Source organism: Streptomyces sp. NPDC005374 (assembly GCF_042872225.1).
Classification (GTDB): domain Bacteria; phylum Actinomycetota; class Actinomycetes; order Streptomycetales; family Streptomycetaceae; genus Streptomyces.
Map to the genome: position 1 here is coordinate 214387 of NZ_JBIAKA010000014.1, position 19364 is coordinate 233750.

The following is a 19364-nucleotide window of genomic DNA, read 5'->3' on the forward strand; positions in this document are numbered from 1 at the left end:
CTACCGGCGCAGGGGCCAGGCCTCGCTCGTGTGGTCCGGCTCCTCGCCTGCGTGGCGGGCGCCGGCGTCGGTGAGGACTTCCAGGAGGCTCAGCGGGTCGGGCAGCGGGTGTTCGAGGCCGCGTACCCAGTACACGGCCTGGTCACCGGGCAGCCGGGCGGGCGGTATGAGGACGTAGGAGCCGCGGCAGTGCCAGCGCAGGCCGGGGTGTTCGTCCGCCGTCTCGGGGTGGCAGTCCAGCTCGCACGGCCACCACTCGTCCTCGTCCTCGGGGGTCCCGCGGGTGAGGGTGAAGAAGAGGAGGCGGCCGTCGTCGCTCTCGGCGACCGGGCCGACCTCGATGCCGTCGGCGAGCAGCCGCTGCAGTGCCTCCCGGCCGACCTCCAGGGGGACGTCCAGGACGTCGTGGACCATGCCGGTCGCGGTGATGAAGTTGGCCTGCGGCTGGTGCCGGGCCCAGCGCTCGATCTGCGCGCGGTCGGTGGTCGACTGGGTCTGCCAGGCGAACGACACGGGGTGGCGGGCCGGAGTGGGACAGCCCACGCGGTCACAGGAACACCGGTATCCGGCGGCGGGATGCGCGGCGGGTGCGAGCGGCAGGCCCGCTGCGGCGGCGGCCAGCAGCAGGGCCTCACGGCCACCGGCGTCCCCGGCGGCCTCTCTCGGCCCGCTTCCGCGCAGCCAGTGGGAGAGTTTGCCCCGCAGGCCGGTCCGGCCCCCCGACTCCGCGCTCATATACCACCCTCGCCTAGCTGTCGTGCGGAACAGCATGCCCTATGGTCCCACCTTCCTCTGCTCCGGGGGTACGGAACCGGCATCAAGGGGACGCGCCGGGACGCCTCAACGGGGCGCGAGGCCGTGCAGGGCGTAGTCGACGAGGGTGTCGGTGTAGTCGTAGGTGATCGGGCCGGTGTGCTGGAGCCAGCGCTGGGCGAGGGGGGAGACCCAGAGTTCGAGGGCGATACGCGGGTCGATCTCGGGGCGGACCTGGCCGGCCTCCTGTGCGGAGCGGATCCGGTCGACGTACAGCTGCAGCGACGGGGCGAGCAGCTTGGCGACGAAGACCCGGCCGAGCTGTTCGTCGACGACGCCCTCGGCCGCCAGGGCGCGGGACGGTGCTTCGAAGCGGGGGTCCTTGAGCTGGTCGACGGTGAGCCGCAGTACGGCCTTGAGGTCCGCGGCGAGGTCGCCGGTGTCCGGGATGGTGTACGCGTCGTCGGGGCCGGCCTCCCGTGCCGCCTGTTCGCTCAGGTCGAGGAAGGCCTCAAGGAGCACCTCCGCCTTCGAGGACCACCAGCGGTAGATCGTCTGCTTGCCGACGCCGGCGCGGGCCGCGATGCCCTCGATCGTGGTCCTCGGGTAGCCGAGCTCGCCGACGAGGGCGAGGGCGGCGTCGTAGATCGCGCGGCGGGACCTCTCGCTGCGGCGGGCGGTGTCGGGGGCGGGCTGCTTGACCATGGGGCGACGGTAGCAGGGGGATGAGACGGGACGTCTCGTCATGTGCCGGGGAGGGAGCGCCGTCACGGCAGGGGCCAGGGGTCGCCCCAGGCCGCGTCCCTCGCCGCCTTGTACAGCTCGCCGTGGCGTTTGGTGACCGTGCGGCGGGTCAGGTGTTCGTCGGGTTCGCAGAGGTCGAGGAGGACCTGGCCCTTGCGGATCTGGGGGCGTCGGATCACCCGGGCGGTGGCCGGGGTGACCGGGAGGCGGGTGGCCGCCACGTAGCTGAACTTCTCGTCCTCGTACGGCAGTGAGCCGCCCTTGACCTTGCGGTGCAGGGAGGAGCGGCTGACCCTCGCCGAGAAGTGGCACCAGTCCTCGCCGGGGGCGATCGGACAGGCGGCGCTGTGCGGGCAGGGGGCGGCGATGCGGAAACCGGCGGCGAGCAGGCGGTCGCGGGCCTCGATGACACGGGCGTAGCCGGCCGGCGTACCGGCCTCGACGATCACGACCGCCTGTGCCGAGGCCGCCGCGGTGTCCACGAGGGCGGTGCGGTCGGCCGGGGTGAGTTCGTTGAGGACGTAGGAGACGGTGACCAGGTCGGTGGGGGCCAGGGTGAGGTCCTTGCCGATCCTGGCGCGTTGCCAACGGGCGTCCTTCAGGGCCGGGTTGGCGGCGGCGATCTCCCGGCCGAGGGCGAGGGCGGGGTCGGACCAGTCGAGGACGGTGACCGTGCGCTCGCCCTCCCAGGTGGCGGTGACGGCCCAGGTGGCGGCGCCGGTGCCGCCGCCGACGTCGGTGTGACCGGTGGGAGTCCAGCCCTCGGTGGCGTCGGCGAACGCTTCCAGCGCCGCGTGCACCGCCTCGAAGGTCGCGGGCATGCGGTAGGCGGCGTAGGCGGCCACGTCGGCGCGATCGCGGAGGATCGGGGCGTCGGTGGGGGTGGCTCCGCGGTAGGTCGCGATCAGGCGGTCCACCGCCTGGGCCGCCTGCTTCGGGGGGAGGCCGTCGAGGAGGGTGGCGAGGGTGGTGCGGAGGGTTTCGGCCTGGGGTGCGGGGGCGGTCACCCGGTGATTCTATGGGCGGGCACTGAGGGGTTTTTCTCGCCCCCGCCGCCCCTTCCCGTCCCGTTCCTGGGGGCTGTGCCCCCAGACCCCCCTTTCGGCCCGAAGGGCCTCGTCCTCAAACGCCGGACGGGCTGAGAGGCTCACGCCCCCCTCACCGCTCTCGCCATCCTCGTCGCCGCCTCCGCCCTCGGTCGGTTGTCCGGGGGGCGTCTTCTCGGGTGGACCGTGTTGGCGAGGAGCACGACGAACGTGTCCGTGGCCGGGTCCAGGACCAGGGACGTGCCGGTGAAGCCCGTGTGGCCTGCCGCTCCCTTGCCTGCGAGGTCGCCCATGAACCACTTCTGGTCGATCGCGAAGCCCAGGCCCGGCGAGGTGAGGAGGAGTTCCACGAAGTCGGGGCCGAGGATGCGGGCGGGGCCGTACGCGCCGCCCGCCAGCAGGGTCCGGGCGAAGATCGCCAGATCCCGGGCCGTCGAGAAGAGGCCCGCGTGGCCTGCCACCCCGCCCAGGGACCAGGCGTTCTCATCGTGGACCACGCCCCGCAGCATCCCGCGGTCCGCCTTGGCCCACGGCCGGCGCTGGTCCTCCGTGGCCGCCGCCCCGGGGCACGGGCCGAAACGGGTGGACGTCATGCCGAGGGGCCGGGTGATGCCCTCGTGGACGAGGACGTCGAGGGGCCGGGCGGTGATGCGTTCGAGGACGTGCTGGAGGAGGAGCGGGTTGAGGTCGGAGTAGGTGTAGGTGCCGGGGACTCCGATGGGCGGCTCGGCGCGGAGGAGGTTCAGGCGTTCCTCGTCGTCGGCGCAGTCGTGGAAGGGGAGTTCGGGGCGCAGGCCCGAGGTGTGGGTGAGCAGTTCGCGGACGGTGATTCCGTGGGTGACCGCCGCCGTGAAGTCCGGCAGGTAGGCGCCCACCCGGGCGTCTATGCCCAGGGTGCCCCGCTCGATCTGCTGCACCGCCGCCACGGCCGTGAACAGTTTGGTGAGGGACGCCAGGTCGAAGGGCGTGTCCACCCGCACCGGGACGCGTGCCTCCGGGGGCAGTTCCACGCCCGCGTCGGTCCCGGGGTCGTACGACGAGTAGCGGACGGCCCAGCCCGATGCCTCCTCCACGGCGATCACCGGGCCGCGCCCGGCGGCCAGGACGGCGCCCGCGGCCCAGGGGCGTTCACCGGTGGTGAGGGTGTGGAACTCCTGGACGAGTCGCCGGAGTTCGCCGGGGTCCAGCCCGGCCCGTTCCGGTGTGTCGGTGCGCAGTCTCGGTGCGCTCAGCTCTCCTCCCCCATTCTCGAATCCGCTCGAACGGGGAGACCCCCATCCTCCGCGGTCGCACGCTTGTTCCAAGGACGGCACATTGCCATGAAACAGGTGAGTGCCACCAGTGCCGCCGCCAGTTGGACGACCGCCATCGGGACCGCCGTGTCCTCTCCGGCCATCCCGACCAGCGGGGAGGCGATCGCGCCGATGAGGAAGGAGGACGTGCCGAGCAGGGCGGACGCGGAGCCGGCGGAGTGCTTGGTGCGCATCAGGGCGAGGGTCTGGGCGTTGGGCAGGGCGACACCCATCGCGGACATGAGGACGAACAGCGCGGCGGCGACGGGGACCAGGCCCACCTCGCCGAACACTCCGGTCGACATCAGCAGCAGAGCGGTGGCCGCGGCGGTCACGATCAGCAGGCCCACGCCCAGGACCCGGTCCAGGCCGACCCGCCCCACCAGCACCTTGCCGTTGATCTGACCGACCACGACGAGCCCGACCGAGTTCACGCCGAACAGCAGGCTGAACGTCTGCGGGGAGGCGCCGTAGATCTCCTGGATCACGAACGGCGACGCCGAGATGTAGGCGAAGAGCGCGGCGAAGGCGAAGCCGCCGGTGAGCAGGTAGCCGGTGAAGGGCAGGTCGGAGAGGAGTCGGCGCATCGAGTGCAGGGCCTCGCCGACGCCGCCCGTGTGGCGCTCGGCCGGGGGCAGGGTCTCCGGCAGCCGTACCCAGACCAGTACGGCCAGGAGCGCGCCGATGGCCGTCAGCACGACGAACACGCCCCGCCAGTCCGTCACCCGCAGGATCTGCCCGCCGATCAGCGGCGCCACGACCGGCGCGACCCCGCCGATCAGCATGAGGGTGGAGAAGAAGCGGGCCATCGCCACGCCGTCGTACAGGTCTCGGACCACGGCCCGGGCGATGACTATGCCCGCAGCGCCCGCGAGACCCTGCGCCAGCCGGAAGCCGACCAGGAACTCCACCGTCGGCGCGACCGCGCACAGTGCGGTGGCGACGACGTACACGACGAGACCGGCCAGCAGCGGGCGGCGGCGGCCCCAGCGGTCGCTCATCGGGCCGACCACCAGCTGTCCGAGCGCCATGCCGAGCAGACAGGCGGTGAGGGTGAGCTGGACGGTGGCGGCGGGCGCGTGCAGGGCGCCGGTGACCTCCGGGAGCGAGGGGAGGTACATGTCCATCGCCAGCGGTGGCGTGGCGGTGAGACCGCCGAGGAGCAGGGTGACGAACAGGCCGGTGCGGCGTACGGCGACGGCGGACGTCTCCGGGCCCGGGTCCGGTCTCGCGTCCGTCTGCTGTTCCAGGTGCGGTGTCGGTGCGCCCTGCTCGGGCATGTGCCCTCCCTCTTCGTCGGATCCGCCACCTATGCTCTCAGCTCGTACAAGGTGGCGAGGGTCACGTGAGCGAGGGTGGAGCAGGGCATGACGGAACAGAGCGTGCGCTGGGGGATTCTGGCGACGGGCGGGATAGCGGCCGCCTTCACCGCGGACCTGGTGGACCTTCCGGACGCGGAGGTGGTCGCGGTGGCCTCGCGCTCCGAGGTCTCCGCGAAGGCGTTCGCGGAGCGGTTCGGGATCGAGCGGGCGTACGGCGACTGGGGTGCCCTCGCCGAGGACGCGGACATCGATGTCGTGTACGTCGCCACCCCGCACTCGGCACATCGCGCGGCCGCGGGGCTGTGCCTCGAAGCCGGACGGAACGTCCTGTGCGAGAAGGCGTTCACGCTCAACGCCCGGGAGGCCGGGGAACTCGTCACGCTGGCGAAGGACCACGACCGCTTCCTCATGGAGGCCATGTGGATGTACTGCAACCCGCTGATCCGGCGGCTCAAGGCCCTCGTCGACGACGGTGCGATCGGTGAAGTACGCACCGTGCAGGCCGACTTCGGGCTCGCCGGGCCCTTCCCGGCCTCGCACCGGCTGCGGGACCCGGCGCAGGGCGGCGGCGCGCTCCTCGACCTCGGGGTGTACCCGGTGTCGTTCGCGCACCTGCTGCTCGGGGAGCCCTCCGACGTCACGGCGAAGGCGGTGCTGTCCGAGGAGGGCGTCGACCTGCAGACGGGTGCCCTGCTGTCCTGGGACGACGGGGCGCTCGCGTCGCTGCACTGTTCCCTGACCGGCGGTACGGGCACGACCGCCTCGGTCACCGGCTCGCTGGGCCGGATCGACATCCCGAACGGCTTCTTCCACCCGGACCGTTTCGTCCTGCACCGCGACGGGCGCGACCCCGAGGAGTTCGTCGCCGACCCGGCCGACGGGCCCCGCAACAGCCTCAGGCACGAGGCCCGTGAGGTGATGCGGGCGCTGCGGGCCGGTGAGAGGCAGTCGCCGCTGGTGCCGTTGGAGGGCACCCTCGCGGTGATGCGGACGCTGGACGCGGTACGGGACCGGATCGGCGTCCGCTACCCGGGAGAGGCCGGTGGGGAGGCCGTTGGGGAGGCGCTCACGCGCGCGTGAGCCCCTGGTTTCCCACCTCCGTGACGAAGGAGGCGGCCGTGGTGACGGGCGCCCCGGGAGTGGTGACGTACGGCAGGGTCCTGAAGTCGGCGCGGGCCTCGGTCCGGCCGAGGGCGACCGTCGTGTAACCGCGTCTGCCGTCGTAGAACTTCAGGTGGGGGTTGGCGGTCATGTAGGTGGTCCAGTTCGAGGGCCGCTCACTGCCGTCCTTGCCGCTGGTGACGGACGTGGCGACGATCTCGGTGCCGAGGGTGCGGGAGGCCGGGTCGTCGAAGTCGTCCTTGATGTCGAAGGCGTACCCGCGGTGGAGGTCGCCGGTGAGCACCATCAGGTTCTCGATCCCGGCGGCCTTGACGCCGTCGAGGACGCGGCGGCGGGAGGCGGGGTAGCCGTCCCAGGCGTCCATCGAGACCTTGGCGACGGGTTCGAGGTCGAGTTTGCGGCCGGAGAAGCAGACCTGCTGGGCCAGCACGTTCCACAGGGCCCGGGAGTCGCTCCAGCCGTCCAGCAGCCAGCGCTCCTGGTCCGCGCCGGTCAGGGTCCGTGCCGGGTCCTCGGAGTCGGGTCCTGGCACGTGCTGCGCGCCGGCGTAGGCCTGGTCGGAGCGGTACTGGCGGGTGTCGAGGATGTCGAACTGGGCCAGTGAGCCCCATTGGAGGCGCCGGTAGAGCTGCATGTCGGGGCCGACGGGCAGCTGCGGCGGGCGCAGTGGCTGGTTCTCCCAGTAGGCGCGGTAGGCGGCGGCACGGCGCAGCAGGAACTGCTCCGGCGGGACCGCGTTCTCGGGGATCGAACCGGCGTAGTTGTTCTCGGTCTCGTGGTCGTCGAAGGTGACCACGAAGGGGTGCCTGGCGTGCGCGGCCCTCAGGTCGGGGTCGGTCTTGTAGAGGGCGTAGCGCAGCCGGTAGTCCTCCAGCGTGCCGGTCTCGTGGTCGAACAGCCTGGGCAGGACGCGGTCGGTGTACTGGCGGGCGCCGCCCACCGCGTCGACGGCGTACTCGTAGAGGTAGTCGCCGAGGTGCAGGACCAGGTCGACGTCGTCCTCGGCGAGGTGGCGGTACGCGGTGAAGTAGCCGTCGTGGTAGGCCTGGCAGGAGACGGCGGCCAGGGTCATCGAGGGGACGGGGCTGTCGGCGGCGGGCGCGGTGCGGGTGCGGCCGGTCTCGCTGAGCCAGGTGCCCGCGCGGAAGCGGTAGAAGAAGACGCGGCCGGGGTCCAGGCCCTCGGCCTCGACGTGCACGGTGTGGTGGAACTCCGGGTGCGCGACGGCGGTGCCCTTGGCGACGACCGTCGCGAACGTCTCGTCCTCGGCCACCTCCCAGTCGACGTCGACGCGTTCGGCGGGCAGTCCGCCGTCGGGCTGGTAGGGGGCGGGGGCGAGCCGGGTCCACAGGACCACCGAGGTGGGCTGCGGGTCTCCGGAGGCGACGCCGAGGGTGAAGGGGAAGTCGTCGATGCGTGCCGCGTCGAGTTCGGCCGCGGCGGCCGTGCCGGTCGCGGGCAGGTCGACGGCGAAGGCGAGCGCGGCGGCCGCGGTGGTGAGGCCCAGAAAACGGCGGCGGCCGATGGAGCGGGCGGCGGCGCGCAGTTCACGGGTGTGCCCCTGCGACCAGCCTGATGTGATGGTCATTCTTTTCCTCCCGTCACAGTTGAGGGAGGAGAGGGGCGCGGACCCGGCGACGACACACGCTCACGGGGGTGTGAGCACCCGGATGGCGGACAGGGACTTCCGAATTGTGAAGACTCACTACGCTGCGGGCCCATGACCAACGAGAAGCCCAACGAGAAGCCCCTGGACGCCAAGAACGCGAAGACCGCCGTCGTGACCGGCGCGGGCTCCGGGATCGGCCGCGCGGTGGCCGTGGAGCTGCTGCGCACGGGCTGGTCGGTGGCGCTGGCCGGGCGGCGGACCGGGACGCTGGAGGAGACGGCGGCACTGGTCCCCGAGGGCGCCTGCCTCGCCGTCCGCACGGACGTCTCGCGGTCCGACGAGGTGGCCGCGCTGTTCGCCGCCACCGTGGAACGGTTCGGGCGGGTGGACCTGCTGTTCAACAACGCGGGGACGTTCGGTCCCGGCGGGGTGCCGGTGGAGGAGCTGCCGTACGACGCCTGGCGGCACGTGGTGGACACCAACCTCAACGGGGCGTTCCTGTGCGCGCAGGCCGCCTACCGGCAGATGAAGGAACAGGACCCGCGGGGCGGCCGGATCATCAACAACGGGTCGATCTCGGCACACACGCCCCGGCCGCACTCCGTCGCCTACACCGCGACCAAGCACGCGCTGACCGGCCTCACCAAGGCGCTGTCGCTGGACGGGCGGCCGTACGGCATCGCGGTCGGGCAGATCGACATCGGCAACGCGGCGACCGACATGACCGCGGGCATGGGGGCCGGGGCGCTCCAGGCCAACGGGGAGGTCGTACCGGAACCGGTCATGGACGTGGCCGACGTGGCACGCACCGTGCGGCACATGGCGGAGCTGCCGCTGGAGGCGAACGTGCAGTTCGCGACCGTACTGGCGACGGCGATGCCGTACGTCGGGCGGGGCTGAACCGGGGGAACGCGGCCGGATAGCCAATTTCCACAAGCGGAATCTGTCCCTCCGGCCCCTCCGAGGCCGGTCGGAGGCCTATGCTCATCGCATCTTCTCCATAAGAGCTACACATATGGAGGGATCGCATTCCGCCTACCGCCCGAGGGGGGAGGCGGCGGCCGTCCATGGACCGGGTGGGGGTGGATCTCGGGTGGGACCCCGGGATGCACACCGGTCCGTGGACGGCCGCCGCACATTCTCAGCTCACACACAACCCTTCTCAGTCGGCGCACAAGCCTTACTCACGGCTACGCAATCCTTCGTCCCTACCTTGAGGGCGCGCCCACAGCGGGCGCCAAGAACCTTCGAGGAACGGGATGTTTGGCATCTATCTCAAGCGCGAGCTGGGCCGACGCAAGAAGGCGGCCCTCGTCATCGCTCTGGGTCTGGCGCTCGGTATCGCGCTGGTCATCACCGTCAACTCGGTGTCGGCCGGTATGACACAGGCTCAGGACAAGGTCCTGAAGTCGCTCTACGGCCTCGGCACCGACATGACCGTGACCAAGACCAGGACGGCCCCCACGTCCGGGAGTTCGGGCAGACCGAACTTCCAGTTCGACGCCGGCTCCAACGACAGCGACGACACACAGAGCTCCGACCGCGTGATGACCCAGGGCGGTCAGGCCCTGGCGTCCAGCGTGGTCACCAAGGTCGCCAAGCAGAGCGGCGTGGCGAGCGCGGTGGGCGCGCTGACCCTGAACGTCACCAAGGTCGACGGCTCCTTCACCCAGGGCAAGGCGCAGAGTTCCGGCGGAAACACCGGGAACAGCGGCCAGGGCGGTCCCGGCGGCAACAGCGGCAGCACCGCCGCGCCCAGGGTCGAGGGCGGCGGCGCCAACTTCGACGTCAACTCCTACTCGGTCGCCGGCGTGGACGTCTCCGACCAGACGCTCGGCCCGCTGGCCGGCTCCAAGATCACCACCGGCAAGACCTTCACGGCCGCGCAGACCGACGCGAAGGTCGCGGTCGTCAGCAAGGCGTACGCCAAGGAGAACTCCCTCAAGGTCGGCAAGACCCTGACGATCTCCGGCACCAAGTACACGGTCATCGGCATCGCGACACCCGACAGCAGCGAGTCCACGACCGACGTCTACCTGCCGCTGAAGCAGGCTCAGACGCTGGCCGACGCCAAGAACCAGGTCACCACGATCTACGTCAAGGCGACCGACTCCCAGCAGATCGACGCGGTCAAGACGGCGATCCAGAAGAACATCTCCGGTACGACCGTCACGACCTCCGCCGACCTCGCGGAGACCGTGTCCGGCTCCCTGTCCACCGCCTCCAACCTGGCGACCAGCGTCGGCAAGTGGCTCTCCGTCGCCGTGCTCGTCGCCGCCTTCCTGGTGGCCGCGCTGCTGACCTCCTCGGCGGTCTCCCGCCGGGTGCGTGAGTTCGGCACCCTGAAGGCGCTCGGCTGGCCCAGCCGCCGGGTGACCCGGCAGGTCGTCGGCGAGTCCATGGTGAACGGCCTGCTCGGCGGCGCCCTCGGCATCGGCCTGGGCCTCGCGGCCGCGTACGCCGTGACCATGGTCAGCCCCAAGCTGACCGCTCAGCTCGGCAACACCGGCGGCGGCGGTGCGGGCGGCCCGGGCGGTGGCGGCCCCGGCCGGCAGTCCACCCAGAGCACCATGGAGATCGCGCTGACCGCGCCGGTCTCGATGACCACCATCGCGCTCGCGGTCGGCCTCGCGGTGACCGGCGGTCTGATCGCCGGCGCGATGGGCGGCTGGCGCGCCTCCCGGATGCGGCCCGCCGACGCGCTCCGCAGCGTCTCGTAGCACCCCTCTTCTTCTACGGATCCTTCTACGGACTCTTCTACGGAGCTCTCATGTACAGACTCACCGGCGTCACCAAGCGCTACACGCGCGGCAAGGAGACGGTGGAGGCACTGCGCGGTGTCGACCTCACCATCGAGGACGGCGACCAGCTCGTCATCCAGGGCCCGACGGGCGGCGGCAAGTCGACGCTCCTCCAGATGATCGGCGGCCTGGACCGGCCGACCGAGGGCAGCGTCGAGCTGGACGGCGTCGACCTCGCGAAGATCAGCGAGGCCAAGCTGACCCGGCTGCGCGCCGAGAAGATCGGCATCATCTTCCAGTCGTTCAACCTGATCCCGACGCTGACCGCGCAGGAGAACGTCGAGACGGCACTGGTCCCGCTGGGGGTGAAGGGGACGGAACGGCGTGAGCGGGCCGCCGAGGCGCTGCGCTCGGTCGGCCTCGGTGAACGGCTCACCCACGCGCCCGCCGAGCTGTCCGGCGGGCAGCAGCAGCGGGTGGCCATCGCCCGTGCGCTGGTCAAGAAGCCGAAGGTACTGCTCGCCGACGAGCCGACCGGCAACCTCGACGAGTCGATGCGCGACGAGATCATGGCACTGCTGGAAGGGCTGTGGCACGAGTACGGGCTGACCTTCATCCTGGTCACCCACGACTCGTCGATCGCCCGCCGGGCACCGCGGCTCGCGACGATCAAGGCGGGGCAGATCACCTTGACCGAACAGGAGCCGCAGCAGCCTCGGCAGCCGCTCGCGCAGGGTTAGCGGTCGTTCGTCCAGGCTGAGTCCGAGTCGGGCCGCTCACCGTTCCAGAAGCACGTTGATCTCGGTCAACTGCTCGGCGGTGAGCGGCCCTTTCGCAATCGCGCCCGCGTTCTGCTCGGCCTGGGCCACCGACCGGAAGCCCGGGATCGGGACCGTGCGGGGGCTGCGGGCCCACAGCCAGGCGAGTGAACCCTGGGCGAGGGTACGGCCGTTGCTCGTGAGGATCTCCTTGAGCGCGTCGATCCTGGCCAGCCACTCCGGGTCGGCCCGGGAGCCGTCCCCGAAACCCTGGAGCCAGGCCGGGGGTTTGCTGCGGATGTCGCCGGCGTCCCGCGGCCCTTGGCGCTTCCCGGCCAGCAACCCCATCGCGAGCGGGCTGCGGTTGATGCTGGCGAGGTCCAGTTCCTCCGCCAGGGACAGCATGTCGGGCGCATCCTGGAGCACGTTCAGCGCGTGCTGTACGGCCGCACAGTGCTCCCCCTCGGCGAACACCGCGGCGCGGGCCGGGTCGTCGGTGCTCCAGGCGTACGCCCGGATGAGCCCCTCGCCCACGAACTCCTCGCAGGCGTCCCGGAGTTCGGCGGCGCGTACCGGGTCCAGGTCGGACAGGTGCAGCTGGTAGAGGTCGATGTGATCGGTGCCGAGACGGGCGAGGGACGCGGTGAGCGCGCGGCGGGCGTAGGCGGGGGTGTCGTCGCTGCCGGTGAGGGTGCGGGTGTCCTCGTCGAAGACGTTGCCCCACTTGGTGGCCAGGACGACGTCGTCCCGCCGCTTGCCCAGGGCCCGTCCCAGCACCCGCTCGCTGTGCCCGGCGCCGTAGGTGTCCGCCGTGTCGAAGAAGGTGACGCCCAGGTCGAGGGCGCGCCGGACCGCCCGTACGGACTCCTCGTCGTCGACCCTGCCCCAGCCGAGGGGTTGTCCGTCGGCGTCCTGCCATTCCCCGCCGATCGCCCAGCAGCCGAAGCCGACTGCGCTGACCTCGATGCCGGAGCGGCCGAGAGTGCGTGTGATCTCCATGCCTGAGAACGCTAGGAGTTGGAGTGCGCTTCAGGGCAAGGGGTTTCTGGGGATTTCACGCGCCCGGTCTCGGGTCTCAGGCCTGCCCGGTCTCGAAGCGGGAGATCCTGCCGTCCTCGCCGACGGTGAAGTCCCAGCGGGTGCGCATCTCGCCCCAGGCGTCGTTGCGGTAGTGGGCGAGAAGGGAACGCCCGCCGTTGGACTCGTTGTCGACGTCGAGATGGCCGTGGGAGGAGAAGATCTCCCGGTCGGCCCACTCGTCGAGGTCACGGTCGCTGCCGTCGTCCGCCATGGTCGCGCCGGGCGCGAGCAGCGCCCCGAAGGCCTCGCGGTCATGGGCGTTGACGGCGGTGACGAAGGCGCGGACGGCGGGGTCGCTGAGTCGGGCGGTCTGAATCGTCATGCCGGACAGACTCACACCGTCCCTATGAGACCGCCACCCGAACGGCGGCCCGGGTGTCCCCGGCGGGTGTGAGGGGTGCAACGGTGGAAACGCGAGGGGGGTCATTCCGTTTCCTGCGCAGGGAGTCATCGTGACCGCTTACGACCGACGCGATCTGGGCCTGCTGTTGCTCCGGCTGGGAACCGGGGGTGTGCTGGCCGCCCATGGCGCGCAGAAGCTGCTCGGCTGGTTCGGAGGGGGCGGCATCGAGGGGACCGGCCAGTTCATGGAGTCCGTCGGATACGCGCCGGGCCGGGCGAGCGCGACGGCGGCGGGCCTGGCGGAGGCGGGCGGCGGCACCCTGCTCGCCCTCGGCCTGGCAACCCCGGCGGCGGGTGCGGCGGCGGCCGGCGCGATGGTCGGCGCGTCCGCGGTGCACGTGCCCAACGGTTTCTTCGCCCAGAGCGGCGGCTACGAGTACGCGGCCACACTGGGTCTCACGGCGGCGGGTCTCGCGGTGACGGGACCTGGCCGGCTCTCGCTCGACCACGCACTCGGCCACACCGTCAACCGCGGCTGGATGGTCCCGGCGGCGCTCGGGGCGACGGGGCTGGTGACGGCCCTGGTCGTGGGCGCGCGCAATCGCCGGCTGCGGGAGGAGAAGGACGAGGACGACACACAGACCGCCCTGTTCGAGGAGCAGGAGGCGTTGTTCGGGGAGTGACGGCCCATGGGAAGCTGCTCCGCATGAGTGGTTCCGCATGACTGATCACGGCACGCCTCCCGAGGACCTCTGGGCATCCGTCGACGCCCTGTGGGCCTGGCTGGAGAGAGACCAGCCGGTGGGCGGGCGCGAAGGTCTCCTCCTGCGCATGCTGAAGCTCTCGGAGGAGGTCGGCGAGGTCTCCGAGGCCGTCATCGGCGCGATGGGCCAGAACCCGCGCAAGGGTGTCAGCCACACCTGGGAGGACGTGCAGGGCGAGCTGTGCGACGTCGTCATCACGGCACTGGTGGCGCTGCGGACACTGACGCCGGACTCCAGGGAGGTCTTCCACCGCCATCTGACCCGGGTGACGGAGCGCTCGCTCGGCACCGGGGCGACCCCCGAGGCCGTCTGACCCCTCACCCGATCGGCCTACGCCCCCAGGCACCCCGCACCCCACCCCTCGGACGATGAACCGGACGACGGCAGCGGTCGGAGGAGCCCCGTGAACGACACCCCCGCCCCCTTCACAGAACAGGACTACGCGGCCCGTATGACCCGGGCGGTCAGGGCAGCGGCCGAGGCGGGCCTGGCCGGGCTGCTCGTCACGCCAGGCCCCGACATGGTGTGGCTGTGCGGCCACCGCCCCACCGCGGTGACGCAGCGCCTCACCCTCCTCGTCCTCATCCCCGGCTCCGAACCCCGCCTGCTGGTCCCGGCCCTGGAACGCCCCGACACGGAGGCCGCCCCCGGCGCGGGCGCGGTACGCATCTCCGACTGGAGCGACGGCCAGGACCCCTACGCCGCCGCCACCGGCCTCCTCCTCCCCAACGGCCGCTACGGCGTCTCCGACACGACCTGGGCGCTCCACCTCCTCGGCCTCCAGGAAGCCCTGCCGCTGACGACCTACCGCCCCCTGAACGTCGTACTCCCACTCCTGCGAGCGGTGAAGGACGAGCACGAGGTGGCCCGCCTCGCGGCGGCGGGAGCGGCGGCGGACGCGGGGTACGAGGAGCTCCTGACCGTCCGCTTCACCGGCCGCAGCGAAACGGACGTGGCCGCCGACCTGGCCCGCCTGCTGCACGAACACGGCCACGCCCAGGTGGACTTCCCGACGGTCGCCTCCGGCCCGAACAGCGCGAACCCGCACCACGAGACCGGCGCCCGGATCATCACCCACGGCGACACGGTCGTCCTCGCCCTCAGCGGCCTCAAGGACGGCTACGGCTCCGTCCTCGCGCGCACGGTCCACGTCGGCGAACCCACGGAGAACGAACGCACGGCCCACGACCTCGTCCGCACGGCCCAGCAGGCGGCGTTCGAGGCCGTCGCCCCCGGCGTGCCCTGCCAGGACATCGACCGCAGGGCCCGCCGGGTCGTATCGGACGCGGAACTCGGCGGCACGTACGTCGCCGACCGCACCGGCCACGGGGTGGGCATCGCGACCGACGAGCGGCCGTACCTGACCGAAGGCGAGGAGACACTTCTCCTCCCCGGCATGTGCTTCTCGATCGGGCCCGGGGTGTGCCTGCCGGGCCGCTTCGGAATGCGGATCGCGGATGTCGTGACGTGCACGGAGGAGGGAGCGAGACGGCTGAACTCAGCCGACCAAGGGATGGCGATCGTGGAGTGACCGCGTTCTCGTCGGCCGTATCCTCGACCCCGTTCGTATCCGACCCCGGCCCCGGAGAGACCAGAATGCACCCCACTCCGCCTCCGCAGGAGCGGCCTGCTTCGGCCTTCTCCACGCCGATGCAGTCGGCGCCGCGTCGCTGCACGTTCATGGTCGAAGCACACAACCCTGTCCCGGTGGACTCACGGTCCGAGGTCGGGATGAGTTCGACGATCCAGTTGCCGGGCGCTCGGCGTGAAGCCACCCCGGCGGCGGAGGTGTTCGAGCGCCGGACGACGGAACGGTGGAACCGCCGGTCTCCGATTCCCTTCTGGATCCACGGCGGAGGGGGTGGTGCGCTGATGTGCTCGATCCAGCCGGCCGGCCCGGACGTCCACGACGTGTACGCCGCCGACGGCGCGCCCCTGGCCCGCATCACGCGCCGCGCGGACCGATTCCTGCCCTGGCCGCGCCGTATCCGGTGGACGGCACAGCTCAGCGGCGCACCGCAGGTCTTCACGGGCAAGGTCGGGAGTGGGTACACCTGGCTGCTGTACGTCCTGAGTTCTCCGGTCTGGCTGCTCTTCTTCCTCTGCATGCTGGTGTACTCGCTGTTCGAGGGCGACACGAGCGACACCGGCCTCGACGGTCCGACCCGTACCCGATGGCGTACGGCTGGATCGGGCACCGCTCTGGACTACCGGGGAATCGACAAGGTCTACCACTACGAGCCGCAGCTCCTGGATGTTCGCGTCGCGTACGCCCAAGCGGTGCTCCACGCCTGGGAGCGGGTGCGCTGACCCGAGCGCGGACGGGCCCGACGGGGCAGACACAGCCGGCGTGCCCCTTCGTGAAGGTCGGGCCAGGTTGCCGCTGCGTTCTGCTTCCCGCGGCACCGCCCGGAGTACGGACCCGAGGAGCTCACAAGCCGTGCTCATCCATCAGCCGCATCAGATTCCGCTTGCGCCGCTGAGCAGTGCGCAGGGCGTCGGCGTACGCGCTGAACTCGTCCGGTGTCCCCAGGCGCCGGTGGCAGTCGCGGATGCTCAGAAGCAGCGCGACCAGTCGCTCGTAGACCGTGTTGCCGGTCTGCTGTGTGAGCGGTTCGGCAAGGCGCAGGTAGACGCCGAGCGCGTCGGCGGGGCGGTCGGCGCGCGCCTTGTCGGCGAGGGCGAGCCACTGCCGGTCGGCGGCGCCGAAGTCGGCGGTGGCCTGCCAGGCCGCGTCGATGTCCTCGTCGTCGAGCAGGGCGTCGAGGAGTACCGGTCCGCCGTACCACCCCTCACGCTGCTGTTCGGCGTCAGCACGCAGCAGCGTGAGCGCTGCTTCACGCTCGGCCTGCCGGCAGTCGGCCGCCTGTGCGGCATCGCGCAACTGCTGGTAGGTGAGCAGTGTGCGGCGCGCGCGGAAGTGGTCGCGGCGCAGGGCGACGGCGTCGGAGGGTCGCGCCGCCCGCGCGTAGCGGTCGCAGAGGTAGTCGACGAGGGCGGTGTCCACGGCGGCGAGGTCGCGCGTTTCCCGGAGACCGCGTTCTGCCCAGCGCAGCGCCTCGTCGGCACGTCCCGCGGCGTCGAGTTCGCCGGCGATGACCAGGTGCGTGGAGCCGTTCGGCGCGAGGTCGGACGCGTACACGGCGATCACCGTGTCGACGTCACCGCTCACCTTGGCCAGACGCTCCATCAGGGATTTCTCCGCCCAGCCCCTACGGTTGCCCCGCCACGCCTCGACCGCCAGTTCGCGCAGGGCGGCCATGCCCTGTTCGCCGAGGACGTCCTCGTAGTCGAGCGGGTCGATCTCCGTGACGCTGTCGTCGAGTTCACCGAGCGCGTGATCGACCAGCCAGCGCGCGAGTTCCTCCGGCTCGGGGCGTGCCGCACGGCACGCGGCGAGGTGGGCGTCGGCAAGACGTTCACCAACCTGGCCGAGCCCGCCGTCGGAGTCGTCGACGCTGTCCCCTGCCTCGGCCAGCAGTCGCATCGCCTCCCGTGCCACGGTGACCGCGTCGGCGGCCCGGCCGGAGCGGACGAGCGCGTCCAGCGCGGACACGGCACCTGCGGCCTGGTCCGCGTAGGCGCGGGCGTCGGCGTACTCGACGTATCCGTACTGGGCGAACGGGCCGATGTCGAGGAGTTCCCGGATGCGGGCCCGGACCCCGGTGAGGTCACCTCGAGCACTCGCGGCCCGCAACTCCAGGCGCCGCCGCAACTGCCGGTCCTCACTGACCTGTTCACGAACCAGTGCCAGCAAGTCGTCCTTCGGCAACGCGGACAGCCATGCGTCGAGATCCTGCATACGGCTCCGGGCCTCCTCCCGCTGCCGCGGCAGACTCTCCCGCTGCGCGAGTAGCGTCAGCCCGAGCGCGACCAGGTGTTTGCAGAAGTTGCCCTCCAGGCCGTAGGGGCAGTCGCACTCGCCGATGAGCCCGTCGGGATCGTCGAGTGCGAGCTCCACCGCGTAGCGCTCGGTGCCGTGCACGGTCGCGGTGACCCATCCGTCACCGACCTCGACCCCCGAGACGGCGTCCAGATAGCCGCGTCCCCGCTCGAAGGAACGGTCTCCTGCCAGTGTTCTGAGACTCGCCTCGGTGAGGTGCCCCGTGACCATCGTGCCCAGCTCCCAAGGTGCGTTTTCATGTGCTGTCACCAGGGTGCCGCAGGCGGGGGGGGGGGGAGCTGTGGGGGTACTTCCGTCAGCTCGGCCAAGGTCTTCCCAACCGGCCCTTTCGTCGGCTGAGCAGTCTCAGCCCGTCTGGATGTCGGTGATCTCCACGGAAAGAGTTGTACTCGCCGAAGCGGTGCTGATCAGGGACGGCCGGTAGCTCAGGCTGGTCCGGTCCGTGAGCTCGGCAGTTGCGATGACCGGGCCGGACTCGTCGCCGTAGATCTCGTAGGTGACCTCGTACACCGCGTCCGGGTCAATGTCCGCACTGCTGCCCGAGTACGTCAGGTCCGGCTCCACGGTCACGTTGCAGCCCGCCGTTCCGAAGCATTGCCGCGCGGTGGTGCGCAGGTCGATCGAGAAGCTTTCGGCGTCGACCTCGCCGTACGTGGGTTCGGGGTCCGGCTCCGTGACGCCATTGTCGTCCGGGACGCTCGACGCGGCGGTGGTGGTCGGTTTGTCGTCGTCGATGGTGGACCCCTTTGTGGCCCCGGCCACGACGATGCCCGTGGTGACGATCGCGGCGATGACGGCGGCAGTCGAGCCGATGATGATCGCGTTGGTGCGGCGCTTCTTCGGTGGGATCGGCGGAGCCAGTACCTCGGACGGCGGGAGGGGCGGGAGGCTGGGCGCGGGAGGTGAGTCGGAAGGTTGCGGAGTGCTCTCAGCCATCGTCAGCCCCATCCGCCCAGCAGGCCGGAACTCAGCTGAGCGTTGCAGATGTTGTAGTCGCCGGCCGCGTGGGCCTTCTTGGTCTTCCCGTCGACCGTGACGGAGCAGTGGATGTCCCCGGACCCCTGGAGCTGTGCGGTGACGTTGAAGTACAGGGCCTCGTCGTCGAGGGGCAAGGTGGCCTTGAACTTGCCGTTCTTGAAGGCGCCGTCGCGGTTGTCGGAGTCGGACCCGTAGGTGATGTCGATCGGTCCGAGGGCGCCGGCGGGTGCGGTGCCCCACACCTTGAAGACGACGACCTTTTTGTCGGCCTTCTGCTCGCGGTCGGTCTTCTCGGCGCTGCCTCCGGTGGCGGCGGCCGCCTTGTCATCCTTCGACGTGGAGCCGCCTGCCTTGGTGTCGCCGTCGCTCTTGGAGTCGTTCGAGCCGGAACCGCTGCCCGCGACGGCACCGATAAGAGCGATCAGGACGAACAGACCGACGAGACCGAGACATCCCAGCCCGATGACCTTCCCCGCACCCGCCTTCTTCGGCGGAGGCGGCGCGAACGGCGGCTGCCCGAAAGGCTGTTGAGGGCCGCCCCATCCGGGCTGCTGCGGCGGATACTGCTGCTGGCTCATGGTCACCCCTGGGGCATATGTCGTGCAGTGCAAGGTTTGTGACTCACACCGGCCTCGCGCGGGTTCCTCAACACGGCTTGATTCACCTGATCGTGGTGAACTCGTCGCGCCTCGAGGGGCCTTCGCGGCCGACAGACAGGCACCAGGCACTCACCGGGGACAGCGGTGCTCCTCCGGTCCCTGCGAAACCGGACGACGAACGCGCGGCACCGGGCCGGTGCGGGACCGACGGGCACTGGTGACGGAGACAAAGCCGCAGAGCGGCAGACGAGTCGGGCTGTACGCCGGGGACTGTCACCTCAGCCGTGCGCCGTCAGGTTGGCAGATCGGC

19 protein-coding genes are annotated in these 19364 nt (G+C 71.2%); 8 read left to right on the plus strand and 11 right to left on the minus strand.

Annotated elements, in window-relative coordinates:
- The 5 genes from ACFYRX_RS32485 to ACFYRX_RS32505 form a co-directional block, all read right to left on the minus strand.
- Entirely contained in the window at window positions 1-735 is a 735-nt protein-coding gene (locus tag ACFYRX_RS32485) for a bifunctional DNA primase/polymerase (RefSeq protein ID WP_389107427.1), read from the minus strand.
- 105 nt (window positions 736-840) lie between these two features.
- On the minus strand, window positions 841-1458 hold the full coding sequence (locus tag ACFYRX_RS32490; RefSeq protein ID WP_389107430.1) for a TetR/AcrR family transcriptional regulator: 618 nt from the start codon (window positions 1456-1458) through the stop codon (window positions 841-843).
- 62 nt (window positions 1459-1520) lie between these two features.
- Complete coding sequence (locus ACFYRX_RS32495) at window positions 1521-2504, minus strand: small ribosomal subunit Rsm22 family protein (RefSeq protein ID WP_389107433.1); 984 nt, start codon at window positions 2502-2504, stop codon at window positions 1521-1523.
- A 140-nt stretch (window positions 2505-2644) separates the two neighbouring features.
- A complete protein-coding gene (locus ACFYRX_RS32500; RefSeq protein ID WP_389107436.1) occupies window positions 2645-3856 on the minus strand; it encodes a serine hydrolase domain-containing protein in 1212 nt (403 codons plus the stop codon).
- Window positions 3772-5115, minus strand: a complete 1344-nt coding sequence (locus ACFYRX_RS32505) for a multidrug effflux MFS transporter (protein ID WP_389107439.1) — start codon at window positions 5113-5115, stop codon at window positions 3772-3774. Before ACFYRX_RS32505 ends, ACFYRX_RS32500 begins: the two co-directional genes overlap by 85 nt.
- 87 nt (window positions 5116-5202) lie before the next feature.
- Between ACFYRX_RS32505 and ACFYRX_RS32510 the strand changes: the two genes are divergently transcribed.
- A complete protein-coding gene (locus ACFYRX_RS32510) occupies window positions 5203-6237 on the plus strand; it encodes a Gfo/Idh/MocA family protein (RefSeq protein ID WP_389107441.1) in 1035 nt (344 codons plus the stop codon).
- Here the strand turns inward: ACFYRX_RS32510 and ACFYRX_RS32515 are convergent.
- Entirely contained in the window at window positions 6224-7867 is a 1644-nt protein-coding gene (locus ACFYRX_RS32515; protein ID WP_389107444.1) for an alkaline phosphatase D family protein, read from the minus strand. The genes ACFYRX_RS32510 and ACFYRX_RS32515 overlap by 14 nt on opposite strands.
- Before the next feature lie 132 nt (window positions 7868-7999).
- Here ACFYRX_RS32515 and ACFYRX_RS32520 point away from each other — a divergent pair, with 132 nt between their 5' ends.
- The 3 genes from ACFYRX_RS32520 (at window position 8000) to ACFYRX_RS32530 (ending at window position 11369) form a co-directional block, all read left to right on the plus strand.
- The gene (locus ACFYRX_RS32520; RefSeq protein ID WP_389107447.1) at window positions 8000-8788 is read left to right on the plus strand and encodes an SDR family oxidoreductase; all 789 of its coding nucleotides are present in this window, start codon (window positions 8000-8002) and stop codon (window positions 8786-8788) included.
- A 359-nt stretch (window positions 8789-9147) separates the two neighbouring features.
- Window positions 9148-10608, plus strand: a complete 1461-nt coding sequence (locus ACFYRX_RS32525) for an ABC transporter permease (RefSeq protein ID WP_389107449.1) — start codon at window positions 9148-9150, stop codon at window positions 10606-10608.
- Window positions 10609-10658: 50 nt separating this feature from the next.
- Window positions 10659-11369 (plus strand): ABC transporter ATP-binding protein, encoded by a 711-nt coding sequence (locus ACFYRX_RS32530; RefSeq protein ID WP_389107452.1) that lies wholly within the window; start codon window positions 10659-10661, stop codon window positions 11367-11369.
- 36 nt (window positions 11370-11405) lie between these two features.
- Here ACFYRX_RS32530 and ACFYRX_RS32535 read toward each other — a convergent pair whose 3' ends face one another.
- Both ACFYRX_RS32535 and ACFYRX_RS32540 read right to left on the minus strand, forming a co-directional pair.
- Window positions 11406-12386 carry an aldo/keto reductase gene (locus ACFYRX_RS32535; RefSeq protein ID WP_389107454.1) on the minus strand — a complete coding sequence of 327 codons (981 nt, stop codon included), beginning with the start codon at window positions 12384-12386 and terminating at the stop codon, window positions 11406-11408.
- Between the two features lie 76 nt (window positions 12387-12462).
- Window positions 12463-12789 (minus strand): nuclear transport factor 2 family protein, encoded by a 327-nt coding sequence (locus ACFYRX_RS32540; protein WP_389107457.1) that lies wholly within the window; start codon window positions 12787-12789, stop codon window positions 12463-12465.
- Between the two features lie 130 nt (window positions 12790-12919).
- Here ACFYRX_RS32540 and ACFYRX_RS32545 point away from each other — a divergent pair, with 130 nt between their 5' ends.
- The 4 genes from ACFYRX_RS32545 to ACFYRX_RS32560 all read left to right on the plus strand — a co-directional run bounded on the left by ACFYRX_RS32545 (window position 12920) and on the right by ACFYRX_RS32560 (window position 15883).
- Entirely contained in the window at window positions 12920-13492 is a 573-nt protein-coding gene (locus ACFYRX_RS32545; RefSeq protein ID WP_389107459.1) for a DoxX family protein, read from the plus strand.
- Window positions 13493-13529: 37 nt separating this feature from the next.
- Window positions 13530-13886, plus strand: a complete 357-nt coding sequence (locus tag ACFYRX_RS32550; protein WP_389107462.1) for a MazG-like family protein — start codon at window positions 13530-13532, stop codon at window positions 13884-13886.
- A 90-nt stretch (window positions 13887-13976) separates the two neighbouring features.
- Entirely contained in the window at window positions 13977-15104 is a 1128-nt protein-coding gene (locus ACFYRX_RS32555) for a M24 family metallopeptidase (protein WP_389107464.1), read from the plus strand.
- 176 nt (window positions 15105-15280) lie between these two features.
- Window positions 15281-15883: a hypothetical protein gene (locus ACFYRX_RS32560; RefSeq protein WP_389107466.1), complete on the plus strand. Its 603-nt coding sequence runs from the start codon at window positions 15281-15283 to the stop codon at window positions 15881-15883.
- Window positions 15884-16004: 121 nt separating this feature from the next.
- Here ACFYRX_RS32560 and ACFYRX_RS32565 read toward each other — a convergent pair whose 3' ends face one another.
- The 3 genes from ACFYRX_RS32565 to ACFYRX_RS32575 all read right to left on the minus strand — a co-directional run bounded on the left by ACFYRX_RS32565 (window position 16005) and on the right by ACFYRX_RS32575 (window position 19033).
- On the minus strand, window positions 16005-17687 hold the full coding sequence (locus tag ACFYRX_RS32565; protein ID WP_389107468.1) for an SWIM zinc finger domain-containing protein: 1683 nt from the start codon (window positions 17685-17687) through the stop codon (window positions 16005-16007).
- A 135-nt stretch (window positions 17688-17822) separates the two neighbouring features.
- The gene (locus ACFYRX_RS32570) at window positions 17823-18413 is read right to left on the minus strand and encodes a hypothetical protein (RefSeq protein ID WP_389107470.1); all 591 of its coding nucleotides are present in this window, start codon (window positions 18411-18413) and stop codon (window positions 17823-17825) included.
- 2 nt (window positions 18414-18415) lie between these two features.
- Entirely contained in the window at window positions 18416-19033 is a 618-nt protein-coding gene (locus tag ACFYRX_RS32575; protein ID WP_389107471.1) for a hypothetical protein, read from the minus strand.
- Window positions 19034-19364 lie beyond the last annotated feature (331 nt).